At 61.7% G+C, this 17258-nt stretch carries 17 protein-coding genes; 9 read left to right on the top strand and 8 right to left on the bottom strand.

All coding sequences use genetic code 11. From position 1 onward, the window contains the following. Window positions 1-128: 128 nt before the first annotated feature. The 4 genes from AC6CHO_RS01315 to AC6CHO_RS01300 all read right to left on the bottom strand — a co-directional run bounded on the left by AC6CHO_RS01315 (window position 129) and on the right by AC6CHO_RS01300 (window position 4089). Window positions 129-1580, bottom strand: coding sequence for an RNB domain-containing ribonuclease (locus tag AC6CHO_RS01315; protein ID WP_498213260.1), 1452 nt, complete (start codon window positions 1578-1580; stop codon window positions 129-131). Between the two features lie 120 nt (window positions 1581-1700). Next, complete coding sequence (locus AC6CHO_RS01310) at window positions 1701-1922, bottom strand: DUF3107 domain-containing protein (protein ID WP_022873951.1); 222 nt, start codon at window positions 1920-1922, stop codon at window positions 1701-1703. Between the two features lie 64 nt (window positions 1923-1986). Further along, window positions 1987-2610, bottom strand: a complete 624-nt coding sequence (locus tag AC6CHO_RS01305; RefSeq protein ID WP_444662950.1) for a TetR/AcrR family transcriptional regulator — start codon at window positions 2608-2610, stop codon at window positions 1987-1989. Between the two features lie 138 nt (window positions 2611-2748). Beyond that, window positions 2749-4089 carry a glutamyl-tRNA reductase gene (locus AC6CHO_RS01300; RefSeq protein WP_498213257.1) on the bottom strand — a complete coding sequence of 447 codons (1341 nt, stop codon included), beginning with the start codon at window positions 4087-4089 and terminating at the stop codon, window positions 2749-2751. 148 nt (window positions 4090-4237) lie between these two features. On the opposite strand from AC6CHO_RS01300, the gene hemE reads away from it, so the two are divergent. From hemE to hemL, 8 genes are all read left to right on the top strand, one after another. Continuing rightward, on the top strand, window positions 4238-5293 hold the full coding sequence (hemE, locus tag AC6CHO_RS01295; RefSeq protein ID WP_444662953.1) for a uroporphyrinogen decarboxylase: 1056 nt from the start codon (window positions 4238-4240) through the stop codon (window positions 5291-5293). A gap of 100 nt (window positions 5294-5393) precedes the next feature. Beyond that, on the top strand, window positions 5394-6950 hold the full coding sequence (gene hemG / locus AC6CHO_RS01290; protein ID WP_498213254.1) for a protoporphyrinogen oxidase: 1557 nt from the start codon (window positions 5394-5396) through the stop codon (window positions 6948-6950). Between the two features lie 99 nt (window positions 6951-7049). Further along, entirely contained in the window at window positions 7050-7736 is a 687-nt protein-coding gene (gene hemQ, locus AC6CHO_RS01285) for a hydrogen peroxide-dependent heme synthase (protein WP_060703421.1), read from the top strand. Next, a complete protein-coding gene (locus tag AC6CHO_RS01280) occupies window positions 7733-8938 on the top strand; it encodes a ferrochelatase (protein WP_348536397.1) in 1206 nt (401 codons plus the stop codon). Before hemQ ends, AC6CHO_RS01280 begins: the two co-directional genes overlap by 4 nt. Next, the gene (hemC, locus tag AC6CHO_RS01275; protein WP_498213252.1) at window positions 8935-9909 is read left to right on the top strand and encodes a hydroxymethylbilane synthase; all 975 of its coding nucleotides are present in this window, start codon (window positions 8935-8937) and stop codon (window positions 9907-9909) included. The genes AC6CHO_RS01280 and hemC overlap by 4 nt, the downstream gene beginning before the upstream one ends. 11 nt (window positions 9910-9920) lie before the next feature. Next, window positions 9921-10739: a uroporphyrinogen-III synthase gene (locus tag AC6CHO_RS01270; RefSeq protein WP_498213250.1), complete on the top strand. Its 819-nt coding sequence runs from the start codon at window positions 9921-9923 to the stop codon at window positions 10737-10739. A 20-nt stretch (window positions 10740-10759) separates the two neighbouring features. Then, a complete protein-coding gene (hemB, locus tag AC6CHO_RS01265) occupies window positions 10760-11743 on the top strand; it encodes a porphobilinogen synthase (protein ID WP_498213248.1) in 984 nt (327 codons plus the stop codon). Between the two features lie 5 nt (window positions 11744-11748). Next, window positions 11749-13056: a glutamate-1-semialdehyde 2,1-aminomutase gene (gene hemL / locus AC6CHO_RS01260; protein WP_498213246.1), complete on the top strand. Its 1308-nt coding sequence runs from the start codon at window positions 11749-11751 to the stop codon at window positions 13054-13056. Between the two features lie 172 nt (window positions 13057-13228). Here the strand turns inward: hemL and AC6CHO_RS01255 are convergent, their stop codons facing one another. The 4 genes from AC6CHO_RS01255 to AC6CHO_RS01240 all read right to left on the bottom strand — a co-directional run bounded on the left by AC6CHO_RS01255 (window position 13229) and on the right by AC6CHO_RS01240 (window position 16780). Beyond that, window positions 13229-14077, bottom strand: coding sequence for a MetQ/NlpA family ABC transporter substrate-binding protein (locus AC6CHO_RS01255; RefSeq protein WP_498213244.1), 849 nt, complete (start codon window positions 14075-14077; stop codon window positions 13229-13231). Between the two features lie 112 nt (window positions 14078-14189). Further along, window positions 14190-14855, bottom strand: coding sequence for a methionine ABC transporter permease (locus AC6CHO_RS01250; protein WP_498213242.1), 666 nt, complete (start codon window positions 14853-14855; stop codon window positions 14190-14192). A gap of 3 nt (window positions 14856-14858) precedes the next feature. Continuing rightward, window positions 14859-15851 carry a methionine ABC transporter ATP-binding protein gene (locus AC6CHO_RS01245; protein ID WP_498213240.1) on the bottom strand — a complete coding sequence of 331 codons (993 nt, stop codon included), beginning with the start codon at window positions 15849-15851 and terminating at the stop codon, window positions 14859-14861. A gap of 245 nt (window positions 15852-16096) precedes the next feature. Continuing rightward, a complete protein-coding gene (locus tag AC6CHO_RS01240) occupies window positions 16097-16780 on the bottom strand; it encodes a 3'-5' exonuclease (protein WP_498213238.1) in 684 nt (227 codons plus the stop codon). An 88-nt stretch (window positions 16781-16868) separates the two neighbouring features. On the opposite strand from AC6CHO_RS01240, the gene AC6CHO_RS01235 reads away from it, so the two are divergent. After that, window positions 16869-17258: an MGMT family protein gene (locus tag AC6CHO_RS01235; RefSeq protein WP_498213236.1), complete on the top strand. Its 390-nt coding sequence runs from the start codon at window positions 16869-16871 to the stop codon at window positions 17256-17258.

The following is a 17258-nucleotide window of genomic DNA, read 5'->3' as shown; positions in this document are numbered from 1 at the left end:
TCTTTGCCCCAGGGAATGGTGACCGCTGGGAAGCCACCAAGATACTGTTTAATTTCTCAGCCCATTGCGATCGGGCATCCTATTTTCTAATAGCCCAAGCATAACGGGTTTTGCCCAAAAACCTTGGCTTAGGAGTTTTGGGCCACGATTTCGAAGCTGATCTTTCGATGCAGCGGATCTGCGCGAACGAGCCTCACGGTCGCCAATGAACCTGGTTCGGCTGTGCCGGTGAAGCTGGCTGTCACGGGCAAATCCACCAGCTGGAGGTGCCCTTCGGAAGCTTTCCCCTGGCCGTTGCCCTGCCCTTGCAAGATGATGGCGTGGAACTGCTCGCCGACTCGGCTTTGCAGGACATAGGCTTCCATGAGGTCCAATGAAGCGCGGTTGACCCGATTAGCTGCGGCGGAGCTCTCGCGCATCAGGGATGGCAATTGCTCCAAAGCGGATTTCAGCTCATCGGGGATGCTTTCGCCGGTGGCCAGCAAATGGCAGGTGAGCAACACGAATCGGTCAACCAAGCGGCGCAGCGGGGCGGTGGTGTGCGCGTAGGGTGCGGCCAGCGCGGCCTGGATCATTTCCGCCTCGGGCTGGCCATTGATGACGTGGTAGTCGGCCCCGCGGAACAAGGAAGCGGCGCGATGCATGATGACCAGTTGCTTTGGATCACTGACATCCAAGGCATGAAGATACTGGCCGTAGCTGACCCCTTCATCCCATGGTTGGCCCAGCAGCTGGGTTTGAGCACGGAACTCCTGCAGGTTTTGCTCTTCGGGCTGCGGCATGGTCCGAAGGATTCCCACCCCGGAGTCGAGCATCAGGCGTGCCGCGGCAATTCCGGTGAGCAGGGAGATCTGGGCGTTGTGATCTTCCAGCGGCAGGGGCACCCGGCTGACTAGCCGATAGCCGTCGCCGTCTGGCTCGATTTCCTGGTCTGGAAGATTCAGCGAGGCTCCGCCACGCAGCCTTTCCTGCTCAATTCGCAATGCGCCGATTTCGGCCAGCAGTGCAAGCTGTTCATCTTTGGAGCCGCCATCGAGCTGTTGCTGCGCCGTGGCGTAGTCCAGCTGGGCGCGAGACTTGATCCGCACGCGCTTCAGCTCCACGGCGCCTAGCGCGCCCTGCTGGTCAAGGGAGATTTTCCAGTGAAAGGCCGGACGGATCTGTTCGGGCAGCAGGGAACCTTGGTCCTCCGAGATCAAGGGCGGGTGAAGGGTGATCTTGCGATGCGGGAGGTAGTAGGTTTGTCCTCGTTCGCGGGCTACCTGGTCCAGTGCACCACCGAGTTCAACAAAGGCCGGCACATCGGCGATCGCATAGTTGACGATGTAGCCATCGCCGGTCTTTTCCAGATACATCGCCTGATCCAAATCGGTGGCGCCCTCTGGATCAATGGTGAAAAACGGGATCCCCGTGGCGTCTTCGGCTGGCAAGACCAGATTCGCCACCGCAATCTCGGCGGCAGCAAGGGTTGCCTCGTCGAAGGGCGCGGGCACCTCGAATTCTGTTTCGAGTCCCAGCAGGAGTTGGGCCAAGTCGCTGGCTGGTGCTGGGCGGGGGCTGCGGATTCGTCGATCGGTCACCCTTTAGCACTACCACAGTTGCGTGAATCAAATCACCATTGAGACAAAGAATGGCTGGATTCCCTTGAAGGGAAGCCAGCCAAATCTTGCAGGCACTGGAAGCCTGCCATGGTGCAAATGCTACTGGGCGAAGCCCACGCGGCGGACCTCTTCTGGGCCAATCTCGACGTATGCGATCCCAGCAGATGGAATCAATACTTCGCGGCCCTTGGGGTCCTTGAGCGCCAGGCTTGTTCCATCGGCGATGGCCTTTGAAACCAGATCGTTGACTTCTGCGTTGCTGAGCTCGGATTCAAGTACAACTTCGCGGGCTACATTCTGAATGCCAATCCGGATTTCCATGATTGTCGCTGATCCTCTCGAAAGAATTAGGTGTCCCGTATGGGTTCCCTGAAGACTAATTTAGCTATGTTTCCTTGGGGAACTGCGAAATTCCGCGCCAAGCTAAACGCGAAATCAGATCAACGGCTGTGGACTGGTCCACTTCTTCGTCGGTGGACGCCCAATAACGTGCCGAAACCTGGCTAAGGCCAGCCAGTGCCCGGCCGGCCAAGAGGCCCTCGGCTTCACTCATGTCGGTGTCTTGAACAACAACTCGGGCGATGGAGGTGGCCAGGGCATTGTTGAATTTCTCGATGCGTCCCGCGATCAGGGCATCGGAAAGAACATCGGATTCAAAAATCAGGCGATAGGCCTGGGATTCGCCCTTGATGTAGCTGTAGTAGGTGTTGATGGTGGCAAAGACGCGCTGGCGGTTGTCGGTGGTTGATTCGATCGCCTCATCGAGCTGCCGGCTGAAGTCGGCAAGGTGCGAGTCAAGCAACGCCAGGTACAGTTCACGCTTGCCGGGGAAGTGCTGATAGAGCACCGGCTTGGAGACGAGAGCGACTTCAGCGATTTCATCCATGGACGCACGGTGGTAGCCATGGGCAACAAAAACCTGGTGCGCGGCTTGCAGGAGTTGACGGCGCCGGGCTTCACGCGGCAGGCGCTGTGAACGGGCACCTTTGATATTTTCAAGTTCCGTCATGTCGAATCCGGCCTTTCCACCTGCTAGGCAATCAACTCCCACGTCCAACTCGAACTTTGCGGGAAGTGATCTAGTTGAAAGTAGTATTCCATGCTTTGACTTGGAATGCGGAACTGAAAATCAATCCTCGTGTACTAGTTACGCGGATTTTGATTCGGAGTTCACCGGGCAGCTGGCCGCCAGGGCCGAGGCGTGCTCCTGGACTGGCTGTACAGCGGGTTCCGTGGCCTGTGGCTCGGAGAACTCCAAGCCATAAAGGGTTTCGAGGGCTGCAACGTATTCATCGGTGCGGCCTTCGCCGGCCAATTCACGCGCACGTATCGTTGGGACGTGCAAGAGCTGGCGGACCATGCGGCGCATGGCCAGTTCGACTTCTTCCGCGGCGGCGGTGCAACCGTGTTGCGCACGCACCTTGGCGATCTCCGCATCAAGAACCGTTTTGGTGTGCTGGCGCAAGGCAACAATAGCGAAATCGGCTTCGCGCTCGCGCTGGGCAGCGGCGAACTCTGCGGTGGCCTTCTTGACGATTCGACTTGCTGCATGCACGGCCATGGCCTGCTCGGTCGGTGCCGCCATGCGGACCGATTCAAGGGTGATCAGCTCGGCGTCAGGCAATTCAACCAGCGTCGGATCAAAATCGTGGGTCAAGGCCATGTCGATGGCGATCAGCGGGTGGTTTTTCACGCGCAGCTCTTCGAGCTCGGCACGCGAAAGCTGGTGTCCGCCGCCGGAGCAGCCAACGATGACATCTGCTTCACGCAGTGCCTGGGGCAAAAGCTCATCGGAGAGCGGGAACCCGCCGCGCTTGGCGGTGAAGTCTGCGGCGCGGCCGGAGTGCGAGTACACAGAAATGCGCTTGACGCCGCGTTCCTTGAGCAGCGCCATGGTGGCCCCTGCGTAGGAGCCGGTGCCAAAGAGCACAACATCCTGTTCGGACCACTCGCGGTCGCCGGCCATCAGCTCTTCGGCAAGATCGAGAGCGACCGAAACAACGGATTTGCCCTGCATTCCCAGATCGGTGTTCGAGCCGACGTCCTTGGCAGCTCGGGTGGCGTTCTGGAAGAGGCGGGTAAGGTTGCTGGTGGTGGTTTTTTCCTGCTGCGCCTGGGTTAGCGCGCGGCGGACCTGTCCGGCAATTTCGCGTTCTCCGACCACTGCCGAATCCAGGCCGGCACCCACCGAGAAAAGGTGCTCGATGACTGGTTCGCCTTCGAGGGTGGTCAGCCGACGTGCCAGGAAGTCAGGGGAGAGGTCGGTGTGCTGCGCCAGCGTCGCCACCAGATGATCGGCGGCGTCATCGGCTTGTTCAACATCCGCGTACACCTCGAAACGGTTGCAGGTGGCAAGGACGACGGCACCATTGATGGCCGCCGAGCCGTTAACGGAGGCAGCTGCCAGCCCGTCGGCCGAGGCGCTAATTTGCGCGACGGTCTCAAGATCGAGCTGCGAATGCGAAGCGACAAGAGATAAGAAAACCACAGTGCCCCTAGAATAAGCCGGATCGGGAAGCCAAACAACGCAGGTTTGCCTAAATTCGGGCGCCCGCAGTGGGTTAGGTTGCTCACCTTCGGCTTCAGGCGAACGTCCTGAATGAGCATTTAAACTCAAGAGTTGGCAGAATTGGAACATGACCCTGTCGCAGAACCATCCGATGCTTGATGGACGTACCCGAGATTCCGCTTTGATCCAGGCTTTGACCGGCAAAACGCCGTCGCATCACCCCGTGTGGTTCATGCGCCAGGCTGGCCGTTCACTGCCTGAGTACATGAAGCTGCGCGAAGGCGTGAGCATGCTCGATTCCTGCCTGGATCCCGCCATGGCCAGCGAAATCACCTTGCAGCCGGTGCGCCGCCACAAGGTTGATGCCGGGATCTTCTTCTCCGACATTGTCATCCCGCTGCGCTTGGCAGGGATCGGCGTGGACATCGTTCCCGGTGTGGGTCCGGTGCTTGACACCCCGATTCGTACCGCAGAGCAGGTGGCGGCGCTGCCAGAGCTCACCGACGAGTCGCTGGAACCAATCCGCGAAGCGGTGAAGCTCACCGTCGCCGAACTGGGCAAGACCCCATTGATCGGCTTCGCCGGCGCGCCGTTTACCGTGGCCGCCTACATGGTCGAGGGCAAGCCAAGCCGCGACCACCTGGGCCCGCGCACCATGATGCACAGCGAGCCCGAAGTGTGGGATGGGCTGATGAAGTGGGCCGCCAAGGCATCGGGCCTGTTCCTGCGCGCGCAGGTTGAAGCCGGTGCTTCCGCCGCCCAGCTTTTCGACTCCTGGGCTGGCTCGCTGTCGCTGCCGGACTACGAAAAATATGTTGCCCCCTATTCTTCCCTGGCTCTGGACCACGTGCGCGACCTGGGAGTGCCGATGATCCACTTTGGCACCGGGACCGGAGAACTGCTGAGCGCCATGCGCGATATCGGCGTGGACACCGTGGGCGTGGACTACCGCATTCCGCTTCAGACCGCCATCGGCCGTCTTGGCCAGGAGGTGTCGGTGCAGGGCAACATCGACCCGGCGCTGCTCACCGCGCCATGGGAGGTCCTCGAAGCCCATGTGCGTGAAGTGGTTGAGGCAGGCAAGCAGGCTCGCGGACATGTGGTGAACCTGGGACATGGTGTTCCGCCGACCACGGACCCGACGGTGCTGACCAAAGTGGTCGAGCTCATTCACTCGCTGTAATTCATCGGGTCTAAGCTGGAAGCAATGCCTTGGGTGAGCCTGTGCAATGCCCTGCCCAAGACTCCGGCCGCAAAGTGTGAAGGTAGAAGGTGCTAAGTACGTGAGCAAGGAATCAACGCCCGCAGCAGCTACGCGTCGGGACAAGGCGGCAGAAGCGCCGGCCCATGCTTTGCGCTTGCTCGAAAAGGTGCGCAAGGCCAGCGAGGCACGGCACGCCAAGCAGGTCCACCACGGCGAAGAGCCGGCCCAAGCCCCGCACGCGGTCATCGTCGGCGGCGGCATTGCCGGGCTGGTCGCGGCCCGGGACCTGCGCCAGAGCGGACATGAAGTAACCGTCCTGGAAGCTGGCAACAGCTTTGGCGGATGCCTGCGTACCACCGAAGTGGCCGGCTTGACGGTAGATGCCGGTGCCGAATCCTTTGCCCTGCGCCAGGGGACCGTAGCCAGCTACCTCGATGAGCTGGGGCTGTCACCGCGGATTGCCAAGACTTCTGGCAAGCCAGCATGGATGATCCAGGACGGCCAGGACGGGATTCTCGCGCATCCGATGCCGGCAACGGCCCTGATGGGCATCCCTGCTGATGTCCGCAGCGATGAGGTGCGCAATATTATCGGCCGTGCTGCCACGGTGCGTGCCGCAGCCGACTTGATTACGCCAATGAACAAGAAGTGGGCCACCGAAAAGCTTTCCGTGGCCGAGGTGGTTCGCACCCGCATGGGGCAGGCGGTCCTGGACCAGCTGGTGGCCCCGGTGGTCAACGGCGTCTACTCCACCGACCCGGCGAAGATTTCAATTGATGCCGCGGCCCCGGGGCTGCGCCAGGCCATGCAGGAAACCGGATCGCTGGCCAAGGCGGTGGCCGCGCTGCAGGCTTCCGCTCCGGCTGGCTCGCGCGTTGGCGGGCTCGACGGCGGCATGCACACCATGGTCCAGGCGTTGGTGCAGCAGCTGGAGGAGGACGGGGCCGCACTGGTCCGGAACTCGCCGGTCACCGCGATCAGCTACGACGCGCAGGCGCCGGTTCCCTATGCGCTCAGCAGCCTCGGCCAGGAGATCCGCGCCGACCGCGTAGTGATCGCCACCCCGGCGGCCGGGGCGCTGGAACTGATCAACCCGCTGCTGGCGGACAAGGCGCGAATTAGCAACGACAACGCGCCGAACGCTATTGCCCTGGCCATCTTGGTGGTGGACAAGCCGGAGCTGGACGACGCGCCGCGCGGCTCGGGCGTGCTGGTCTCCAAGCAAGCGCCGTTGACCGCCAAGGCGCTGACCCACTCCACGGCGAAGTGGCCGTGGCTTGCCGATGAGGCAGGACCCGGAACCCACGTCCTGCGCCTGTCCTTCGGGCGGATCGGCGAGCAGGATCCCGTAGTGGATTCCGGTGATGACCAGCAGCTGATCGAGTTGGCAATCAAAGACGCTTCAAAGATTCTCGGTGTTCAATTGCATCGGGATGATGTCTTGGGCAGTGCCGTCTCGCGCTTCAGCGATATGGTGCCGCTGCAAGGCGAAGCCGCCATGGAACGCCGGAAGCAACTGGAACAGGCGCTTGCCCCCTTTGACGGGCTTGATGTGGTTGGCGCCTGGATTTCGGGCACGGGCCTGGCGCGGGTGATCGGCCAGGCACGCCGCGCCGTGGCCATCAGCGCCCGCTGAGAACTTAGCAAACAACTGTGGATGTCCACATCCAATTTCAGATTCCCAGATCAAGGAGAACATCACGTGAGCAACGCACCTGAGCACAATTCGCCGGTTATGAATGAACGGGCGAATGCCGGGGAGAACCCGACCTTCTTCTACACGCTCTGGACCATTTTCAAGCGCTCCGAAATGATCGATCGCAGCGAAGAGGCCGCCACCGAGTTCGACGCCCTGATCGAGCAGCTGGCCGCCGAGGGCGCCACCGTGCGTGGCATCTACGATGTCTCGGCCATGCGCGAGGATGCCGACATCATGGTGTGGGTCCACGGGCCTTCGGCGCAGCTGCTGCAGGCCTCGATGCGCCAGATCCGCCGTTCGGCGCTGCTGGAAGGCACCCAGATCGCCTACTCGACCATGGCGGTGCACCGCGAAGCAGAGTTCGCCAAGAACCACTCGCCGGCCTTCGCGCGGGGCATCCGCGCCAAGGAATGGATGACCGTCTACCCGTTCGTTCGCTCCACCGACTGGTACACCATGGACCCTGCGGAGCGCGGAAAGATGCTGCGCGACCACGGCATCCTGGGCCGCGAGTTCCCGAACGTCTTGGCCAATACCGTGGCCGCCTTCTCCTTCGGCGACTATGAGTGGCAGATCTGCCTGGAAGCTGACGACATGATCGACCTGGTCGACATGATGCGCCACCTGCGCTACACCGAGGCCCGCCACCACGTGCGTGAGGAGACCCCGTTCTACACCGGACGCCGCATTTCGGCCGCCGAGGCGCTTGAGGTACTGAAGTGAGCCAGTCCTTCGATCCGCGCGAGGGCTATGACCAGAACGGCCGGATGGCCCCCAAAGCGTACGATGCCCTGCTGCTGGCCTCATTTGGCGGCCCTGAAGGGCAGGACGACGTCCTGCCCTTCCTGCGCAATGTCACCGGCGGACGCGGCATCCCCGATGAACGCCTCGAAGAGGTTGCGGTGCACTACCGCAAGAACGGCGGCGTCTCGCCGATCAATGAGCAGAATCGCGAACTGAAGTCCGCGCTGGAAACCGAATTGGCAGCACGCGGCATCAACTTGCCGATCTACTGGGGCAACCGCAACTGGCACCCCTTCGTCAATGACACCCTGCAGCAGCTGGCCGATGATGGCCATCGCAAGGTGCTGATGCTGGGCACCGGTGCCTACTCCGGCTATTCGGCCTGCCGCCAATACCGCGAAGACTTGGGCATGGGTCTTCTGGCCACCGGCCTGGATCGCGAGGTCGAAGTCGACAAGCTGCGCCAGTTCTTTGACACCCCGGCCTTTGTTCAGCCGTTTGTCGAGGGGCTTCGCAGCTCCCTGGCCACGGTTCGCGCCCAGCTCGAGCAGGCCGGCAAGGCCGGGGGTGCGATCAAGATCGTTTTTGTCACCCACTCGATCCCGCTGGGTGATGCCAACGCCGCCGGTCCGCAGGAAATCCGCGAGACCCTGGGCGAAAACCTCTACACCGCCCAGCACCGCGCGGTAGCCCGATACATCCTGTCCCAGGTGGATGAAGCTGCCGGACTGGAGCATTCGCTGGTGTACCAGTCGCGTTCGGGCGCGCCGCACACCCCGTGGCTGGAACCGGATATCAACGACGCCTTGGAAGCCGATGCCGCCGCTGGCGTGGCCGGCGTTGTGGTGGTGCCCATTGGCTTCATCTCCGATCACATGGAAGTGCTGTGGGACCTGGATACCGAAGCCAAGGACAGCTGCGCGGAACTGGGCCTGGCCTTTGACCGGGTGGCAACCCCCGGCACGCATGCGGCCTTCGTCTCCGGCCTGGTTGATTTGATCGAAGAACGCCTGCTCGGCGCCGACGGCAAGGCCCTGCGCGAGGGGCGCCAATCCGTTGTTGAAGGCGGGCCGTGGTTCGATGTGTGCCGTCCGGGATGCTGCGAAAAGCGGGCCCTGGACGGAACGCTGCGGCCAACTATTGCAGCTGTCGACTCGGAAGTGGGAGTTCCCCAGCCATGAGCGCAACTTTCAAGGTGGGCACCCGCGGCAGCGCGCTGGCCACCACGCAAACCGGCTGGGCAGCCCAGAAGCTGTCCGAAATTTCCGGGCTGGGCGTGGAAACCGTGCTGGTGAAAACCGAAGGCGATGTGGTCACCGGATCGCTGGCCAGCCTCGGCGGGACCGGCGTCTTTGCCGCGGCGCTGCGCCAGCACCTCCTGGACTCCGGCTGCGATTTGGCGGTCCATTCCCTGAAGGACCTGCCGACCGCCCAGCCCGAGGGCTTGGTGCTTTCCTGCATCCCCGCGCGTGAAGATGTGCGCGACGCGCTGTGCTCGCATGACGGGCTTGGCCTCGATGAATTGCCGCAGGGCGCCAAGGTGGGCACCGGCTCGCCGCGCCGCGGGGCACAGCTGCTGGCTCATCGCCCGGACCTGCAGATCGTGGATATCCGGGGCAACGTGCCTACCAGGCTGGGCCGGGTCAATGGGATCGGCGAAACCCTGGATGACGGCAGCGTCGGACGCGGCACCCAGGGGGACCTGGACGCCGTCATCCTTGCCGCGGCCGGAATGCGCCGGCTGGGCCTGGAAAAGTACATCACCGAATACCTCGATCCCTCGATCATGCTCCCGGCACCGGGCCAAGGCGCCCTGGCGCTGGAAACGCGCACCGCGGGCTCCGGCCATGAAGCACTGGACCAGGCGCTGGCGGCCTTCGACGATGAGGCTACGCGCCTGCAGGTGGTGGCCGAGCGCTCGCTGCTCTCCACCCTGGAGGCAGGCTGCGCGGCACCGATCGGTGCCTTGGCGCATCTGGACGGGGGAGAGCTGGTGCTGGAAGCCGTGGCGTGCAATCCCGATGGATCCCAGACCATGCGCCGAAGCGCGCGCACTGCCGCCGCCGGCATCGCCTCGGCCCAGCAATTGGGCCGCGACCTGGCCCATGCCATGATCGCCGATGGCGCGGCCGTGATCGCCGGATTGGCCTAGATCATCCACCCATGGCCTATCACGCATTGATCCTGCGCAACCCGGCGCGAGCCGAGGCCACCGTGCAGGAGTTCGACAAGCTGGGTATCACCTCGTGGTGTGCCCAGCTGATCGAAACCATCTGGCCGCAGGACCGCGAAGCCCTGGATCGCATGGCAAGCAGGCTTGTCGACGGGCAGTACTCGTGGCTGGTGCTGACCTCGGTGAGCACCGTGCGGGTGCTGGGGCAGCTGCTGGCCGGGCGGCCTCTGCCACCGCAGTTGCGCATCGCCTCGGTGGGTGAAAAAACCAGCCAGGCCATTGCCGCCACGCTGGGCCGGAAGGCCGAGGTCCAGCCGCAACTGCAATCGGCTGCCGGAATGCTGCAACAGTGGCATCCCGAGCCGGGCGCACGCATTTGCTATCCGCATGGCGACCTGGCCAGTCCCGCCTTGGCTGCCGGACTGGCCGGGCAGCCGGTCACGGTGGATGAAGTGATCGCCTACCAGAATGTCAATGCCCCTGCATCCGGCACTGTGCTGGATGACGCCACGGCCAAGGGGGCACTGAACATCCTGCCGCCCGGGGCTATTGGTGGGAAACTGATTGAGATGGATCTGGTCGTCTTCTCGGCGCCCAGCGTGGCCCGGCGCTTTACCCAGCTGGCCGGCGACCAGCTGCCGCCCAGCGTGCACACCATCGCGATCGGTGCGCCCACTGCCAAGGCCATGGCAGCAGCAGGGCTGCCGGTGCATGCGATCGCTGCAGAACCAACCCCGCAGGGCCTGGCCCGCGCGGCCAAGGATTTGCTTCAGCTCGACGGCGTTGCCGCAGCTGAAGAGACCAAGTAGTCACGAGAGAAAGAAGAGCCATGGGTTTCCCCCAGCATCGACCACGCCGGTTGCGGCAGAATCCAGCTATCCGCCGCCTGGTCGCAGAAAATGAGCTGTCGGCACGCCAGCTGATCCTTCCCGCCTTCGTGCGCGAGGGGCTGAGCCGGCCCAACGAGATCACCTCCATGCCAGGGGTCTTCCAGCACTCCATGGACTCGCTCAAGGCCGCTGCCAACGATGCTGCGCAACGCGGCCTGGGCGGCATCATGCTCTTTGGCATTCCCGAGGAACGCGACGAAACCGGTTCCGCCGGCCTGGACCCGCAAGGCATCCTGAACCAGGGGATCAAAGCCGTGCGCGAAGAAGTTGGCGATGAACTGGTCGTCATGTCCGACGTGTGCCTGGACGAATTCACCTCCCACGGGCACTGCGGGGTGCTCGACGCCAACGGCGCCGTGGATAACGACGCGACTCTGGAAATCTACGGCCAGATGGCCGTGGCCCAGGCTGAAGCCGGGGCCCATATGCTCGGCCCCTCGGGCATGATGGATGGCCAGATCGGTGTCATCCGCCAAGCGCTGGATGCCGCAGGACGCCAGGACGTTTCGCTGCTGGCCTACAGCGCCAAGTACGCCAGCGCGTTCTACGGCCCATTCCGCGAAGCTGTGGACTCCCAGCTGCAGGGGGACCGCCGGACCTACCAGATGGATGCGGCCAACCGCAGCGAAGCGGTGATCGAAGCCGAATTGGATATTTCCGAGGGCGCCGACATGATCATGGTGAAGCCAGCAATGAGCTACCTGGACATCGTGCGGGACATCGCCGAGTTCTCCCCGGTACCGGTGTCCGCCTACCAGATTTCCGGCGAGTACTCGATGATCGAAGCAGCCAGCGCCAACGGCTGGATTGACCGCAGGTCCTCCGTCCTTGAATCCCTGTTGTCCATCAAGCGGGCCGGTGCCCAGCAAATCCTCACATACTACGCAGCCGAAGTTGCCGGCTGGCTCAAGGAAGGTAAGTAAGACTGATGTCGAACTCTGAACAGCTCTTTGCGGAGGCCCGCGAGGTCATGCCCGGCGGCGTTAACTCCCCGGTACGCGCCTTCGGTTCTGTCGGCGGCGTTCCGCCATTCATGGTGGGGGCCAAGGGCGCCTACCTGACCGATGCCGACGGCAAGGAGTATGTCGATCTGGTCTGCTCCTGGGGTCCGGCGCTGCTGGGCCACGCCCACCCGGAAATCCAGGCTGCCGTGCATGCCGCGGTGGATCGTGGCCTGTCCTTCGGAGCTTCCACCCCGGCTGAGGCCAAGCTCGGCCAATTGATCAAATCCCGCATGGGCGGTGTGGATCGAGTCCGCATGGTCTCCACCGGTACCGAAGCCACCATGACCGCCGTGCGCTTGGCTCGCGGCTACACCGGCCGCGACCTGATCATCAAGTTCTCCGGCTGCTACCACGGCCACCTTGATGGGCTGCTGGCTGATGCCGGTTCGGGTGTTGCCACCCTGGCATTGCCTGGTTCTGCAGGTGTCACCGCGGCCACGGCCGCCGAGACCTTGGTGCTGCCGTACAACGACCGTGCAGCCCTCGAAGCCGCCTTCGCCGAGCATGGCGCCAACATTGCCGCAGTGATCACCGAGTCGGCCCCGTGCAACATGGGCGTAGTCACTCCAGAAGAGGGCTTCAACAAGTTCTTGAAGGATACGACCAGCAAGCACGGCGCGCTGCTGATCCTCGATGAGGTGCTCACCGGCTTCCGTGCATCCTCCTCCGGCTACTGGGGCCTGACAGGAAAGGCCGAGGACTGGACTGCAGATTTGTACACCTTCGGCAAGGTGATTGGTGGCGGCCTGCCGACGGCTGCCCTGGGCGGCCGCGCAGAGGTCATGGATTACCTGGCGCCACTGGGCCCGGTTTACCAGGCCGGTACCCTGTCCGGCAACCCGGTAGCGATGGCTGCCGGTATCGCCCAGTTGACCCATGCTACCGAAGACGTCTACGCCCACCTGGGGAAGCAGTCCGAGGCATTGCAGGCAGCGATCACCGAGTCCTTCAACGCAGCCGGCCTGGACCACTCCATCCAGCGTGCTGGGACCTTGTTCTCGGTGGCCTTTGGCACCTCCGCGAAGGGCGTGCACAACTACGCCGATGCGCAGGCGCAGGAAGGGTTCCGCTACGCTCCGTTCTTCCACTCCATGCTTGACTCCGGCATCTACCTGCCACCGAGCGTATTCGAGGCATGGTTCGTCTCTGCAGCGCACGATGATGCCGCGATGGAGAAGATCTTCGCCGCACTGCCTGCAGCCGCCAAGGCCGCAGCTGCTGCCAAGGCCTAAGCGCCATAACGCGACCGGGGACGGTGGGCACCAACTGATCTTGGTGCCCGCCGCCCCCGGTTTTTTTATGCCTTGCATCCGCCGATGTACAACGTGGCGCAAAACGAAACTGCCCGAGATCCATGTGGATCTCGGGCAGTTGACAGTCGTGGCCCTGGGAGGACTGGCTGGATTAGAACGCTGGGATGACGCTTCCGTCGGTCCAGGTCTTCTCGATGTAGGCGCGAACCTCATCCGAGTGCAGCAGCTCGTCAAGCTTCTTGATTGCTGGGGTCTCTTCGCCCTCGCGCCAGGTCAGGAAGTTGGCGTTAGGGTTGTTGTCGCCAGATTCCTGAGCCAGGATTTCGTCCTTGTTCAGCTTGGCCTGGACGATGAAATTGCCGTTGATCACGGCTACGCCGATGGAGTCGTCGCTCTTGTAGTACTGGACTACCTGCTCTGCGTTGGCATCCTTGAGCTTCAGGGACAGAGGGTTCTTTTCCTTGTCGTCCTGGACGGTGAGGATGGAATCATCGTCGGCAATGTTCTTCAGCAGGCCAGCCTGTTCCAGAACGCGCATGCCGCGGATCTGGTTCACTGGGTCGTTGTTCAGCAGAACCGTGGTGCCCTCGGCGACGTCCTTTGGATCCTTGAAGGTCTTCGAGAAGGCGGTCATTGGCTCCACGTGGATACCAGCGCCGTGGGCGAACTTGTAGCCCTTTTCCTCGGTTTCGGTCTTCAGATAGGCCTCGGTCTGGAAGTAGTTGGCGTCCAGGGTGCCCTCATTGAGCGAGGTGTTCGGAGTGACATAGTCGTCGATTTCCACGACGTCCAGGTCGATACCGGCATCCTTGGCCAGGTTCTCGTCAATGTAGTTCAGGATGTCGGACTGCGGGACGGGGCTGGCGCCGACCTTGATGGTGACCGGGTTTGCCGGGTCCAAAGTTGCAGTGGCGTCTGCCGATGGGTCGCTGCTGCCGCAGGCGGTCAGGGCGAACGCAGTGGCGATGCCGGTGATTGCAAGTGCGAGCTTTTTGCGCATAGCTTGTCTTCCTTTGGTTTCGAGCCGTGGGGCACGGTTGCGAGTGAGGTTTGCCGTGTCATGACATATTCCACGGCTCCACCGGCAGGACCGGTGGAAATCTAGAGTTGCCTTAGCGGTGGTCGACCTTGCGGGCGATGGCATCGCCGATGAGCTGGACCAGTTGCACCATTAACACAATGATGATGATCGTCGCAAGCATGATCGGCATGTTGTAGCGGGTGTAGCCGTAGGTGTAGGCCATGCGGCCCAGGCCGCCGCCACCGACCAGTCCGGCCATGGCGGAATAGCCGATCAGCGTCACCACGGTGGTGGTAACGGCGGCGATGATGCCGGGCATGGCCTCAGGCACGAGCACCTTGCGGACAGTCTGCATCTTGGTTGAACCCATGACCAATGCTGCATCAACCTTGCCAGTGGAGACATCACGCAGTGCGGTCTCAACGAGGCGGGCGAAGAACGGGACGGTGCCGATGGTCAGCGAGACCGAGGCCGCAATGGGCCCCAGCGAAGCTCCAACCACCATCGCGGAGAACGGGATCAGGGCGACCATCAGAATGGCGAACGGTATCGAACGGGTGATGTTGACGATGATTGCTGAAAGCACGACATTGAGCCAGCGGATGGGTGTCAGCCCGCCCTTGTCGGTGACGTGCAGCAAGATGCCCAGGATCAAGCCGATCACAACAGTGATAATTCCAGAGATGACTACCATCTGCAGGGTTTCAACTGTGGCGGTGCCCATGGCCTTGAGAACTGTTGGAGTGAAGAAATCCATGATCTACTTGGCTCCCTTCACGGTCACTGCGATTCCAGTGGAGGACAGGTGATTCACGATAGCTTCCAAATCAGCGTCTGCGGTCAGTTGCAGACGCAGGTGTGCATACTGCTGCTCACCTAGTTGTTCGACGGATCCGGCCAGGACGTTGACGTCAGTGTTGAACTTGCGGGCCAAGGAGGAAATCACTGGCTCGGTTGCCTGCTGGCCGGTGTAGAGCAGATCAAGGATCGGGCCTGAGCCTTCAGCGCGGGGCGCGTCGCCAGGAAGCGGAAGCAAAGTCGAAGCCAGGCGTCCCGAAGCGTTGGTAATGACGGCCTCGATGTCGCCATGCTCGACGATTTTGCCGCCTTCCAGCAGGGAAACGGAGTCGCAGGCCTGCTTCACCACGTGCATTTCGTGGGTGATGATCAGCACCGTGATGTTCAGGCGATCACGCAGCTTCCTGACCAGTTCAAGAATTTCGTCCGTGGTTTTCGGATCGAGAGCACTGGTTGGCTCATCGCACAGCAAAACATCCGGATCGGTGGTCAGCGCGCGGGCGATGCCAACACGTTGACGCTGACCGCCGGAAAGCTGCGATGGGTACGCCTTGGCGAACTGTGAAAGGCCGACTAGTTCCAATAGCTCAGCGACCTTGCTGGCAACCTGGTCCTTCGGGGTGCCAACCAATTCCAACGGGTAAGCAACGTTCTGCTCGGTCGTACGCGAATCAAAAAGATTAGCGTGCTGGAACACCATGCCGATGCGACGACGAGCGTTGCGCAGCTCCTCGGAGCTGACATTAGTCAGTTCTTTTCCGTTGACGGATACGGTGCCGGAAGTCGGTTGGTCAAGCAAGGTCAAGCAACGAACAAGGGTGGACTTGCCAGCCCCGGAATGTCCGACGATGCCATGAATTTTCCCGGTGGGGACTTCAAGACTGACACCATCAAGAGCAACAACATCCTTGCTGCCCTGCTGGTAGACCTTGCGCAGGTCACTGACTGTGATCACTAGGCGTGTTCCTTTAGTTCTCAATTGGGTACAGAGAGTACCCTCCATTGAACCATTATCGAACAAAATCGCCCGAATGGGTGTGAAAACCGGGTTAAAATTCTTAGCTGGGAGTCATCAAGCTGTCCGGCTCGAAGATTATTCTTCGATTTGTGACAGAACATGAACTATTGACTTCCGCGGAATCTCGCATCAGGGATCAGCCGAGTTGTGATATCAGGCACAGAGCCTTGTGGGCCTGTGACCTATGCCTCCATGATCGGCCATGCGCCGTCAACAACGGCATCAGGTTTCGTTTTCCGAAGGTAAGCTTGGAAGCTTTCAGCCTGCTCGCGCGCCCAGCCAATCTGCCAACCATGAAGTACTTGAGGATCCACCTGCAACTGCGGGTAGCGCTCTCCGATTTGCCGAGCGACGGCCACGCAGGCGATGGCATCGGCCAAGGAAGTATGCGCGTTTTCTAGAACTACGCCATAGAACTCGCACGCCGCCGCCAAGGTGCGCTTGCCTTTGCGGAACTTGTCGACCTGTTTGTCGATGATGAAAGGATCAATGACATTGCCCGGGAAGAACGGCGGCAGGTCGTACCTGACTGCCTCGTGATATAGCACTGAAAAATCGTAGGATGCGTTAAAAGCCACGATGGGCGATTGCTCAGAAGCGAACATCAACAGCTGCAGAATTTCTTGAACCGACTGCTTGGCCGGGGCGCCCTCTGTTCTGGCCTTCTCGGTGGAGATGCCGTGTACTGCGGTAGCCGCCTCAGGAATCTCAACTTCCGGATTGACCAGCCACTCGCGGCGATTAACCACATTGCCATGTTCGTCAAGCAGCACAACAGATGCGGTCACGATACGTGCAGTGGTGGTGTCGACGCCGGTAGTTTCCAAGTCAAAGCCAATTGCGAGGCCCTTGTGCCATTCATTCATGGGTACAACGCTACAGGCAGATCAAGATACTGCCACGGCCAGACGCGCCCGTTGTGGATCAATGCCTGCTCCTTGGCAGAATAGGACCATGACAGATGCTGCAGCGCCAAGCCAGCTCGACTACGTTCAGGCCGTATATCAACTAGCCCAGCTGATTCCAACAGGTGCCGTGCTCAGCTACGGCGACATCGCCGAGCTCCTGGGCAGCGGCGGACCACGACAGGTAGGCAAAGCCATGTCCACTGCACCCAGCGGAACTCCCTGGTGGCGGGTGTTGCGGGCCGACGGAAACATTGCTGAACCGCTCCGTCCAAGAGCCCGCGAGCAATGGGATAGCGAACAACTCGCACAACCGGGTCGACGAGTAGACATGAAGAAGCTCCGATGGAACCCCACGCCGTCGCAGTGGGAGAAAATCGATATCCTCAGGCTGTCACTGGGCAACCCCAAAATGTCCGAATTGGATGATGAACTATAA

This window comes from Glutamicibacter sp. GQ173 (assembly GCF_059759215.1).
This window is presented reverse-complemented; position numbering and strand designations above follow the sequence as displayed.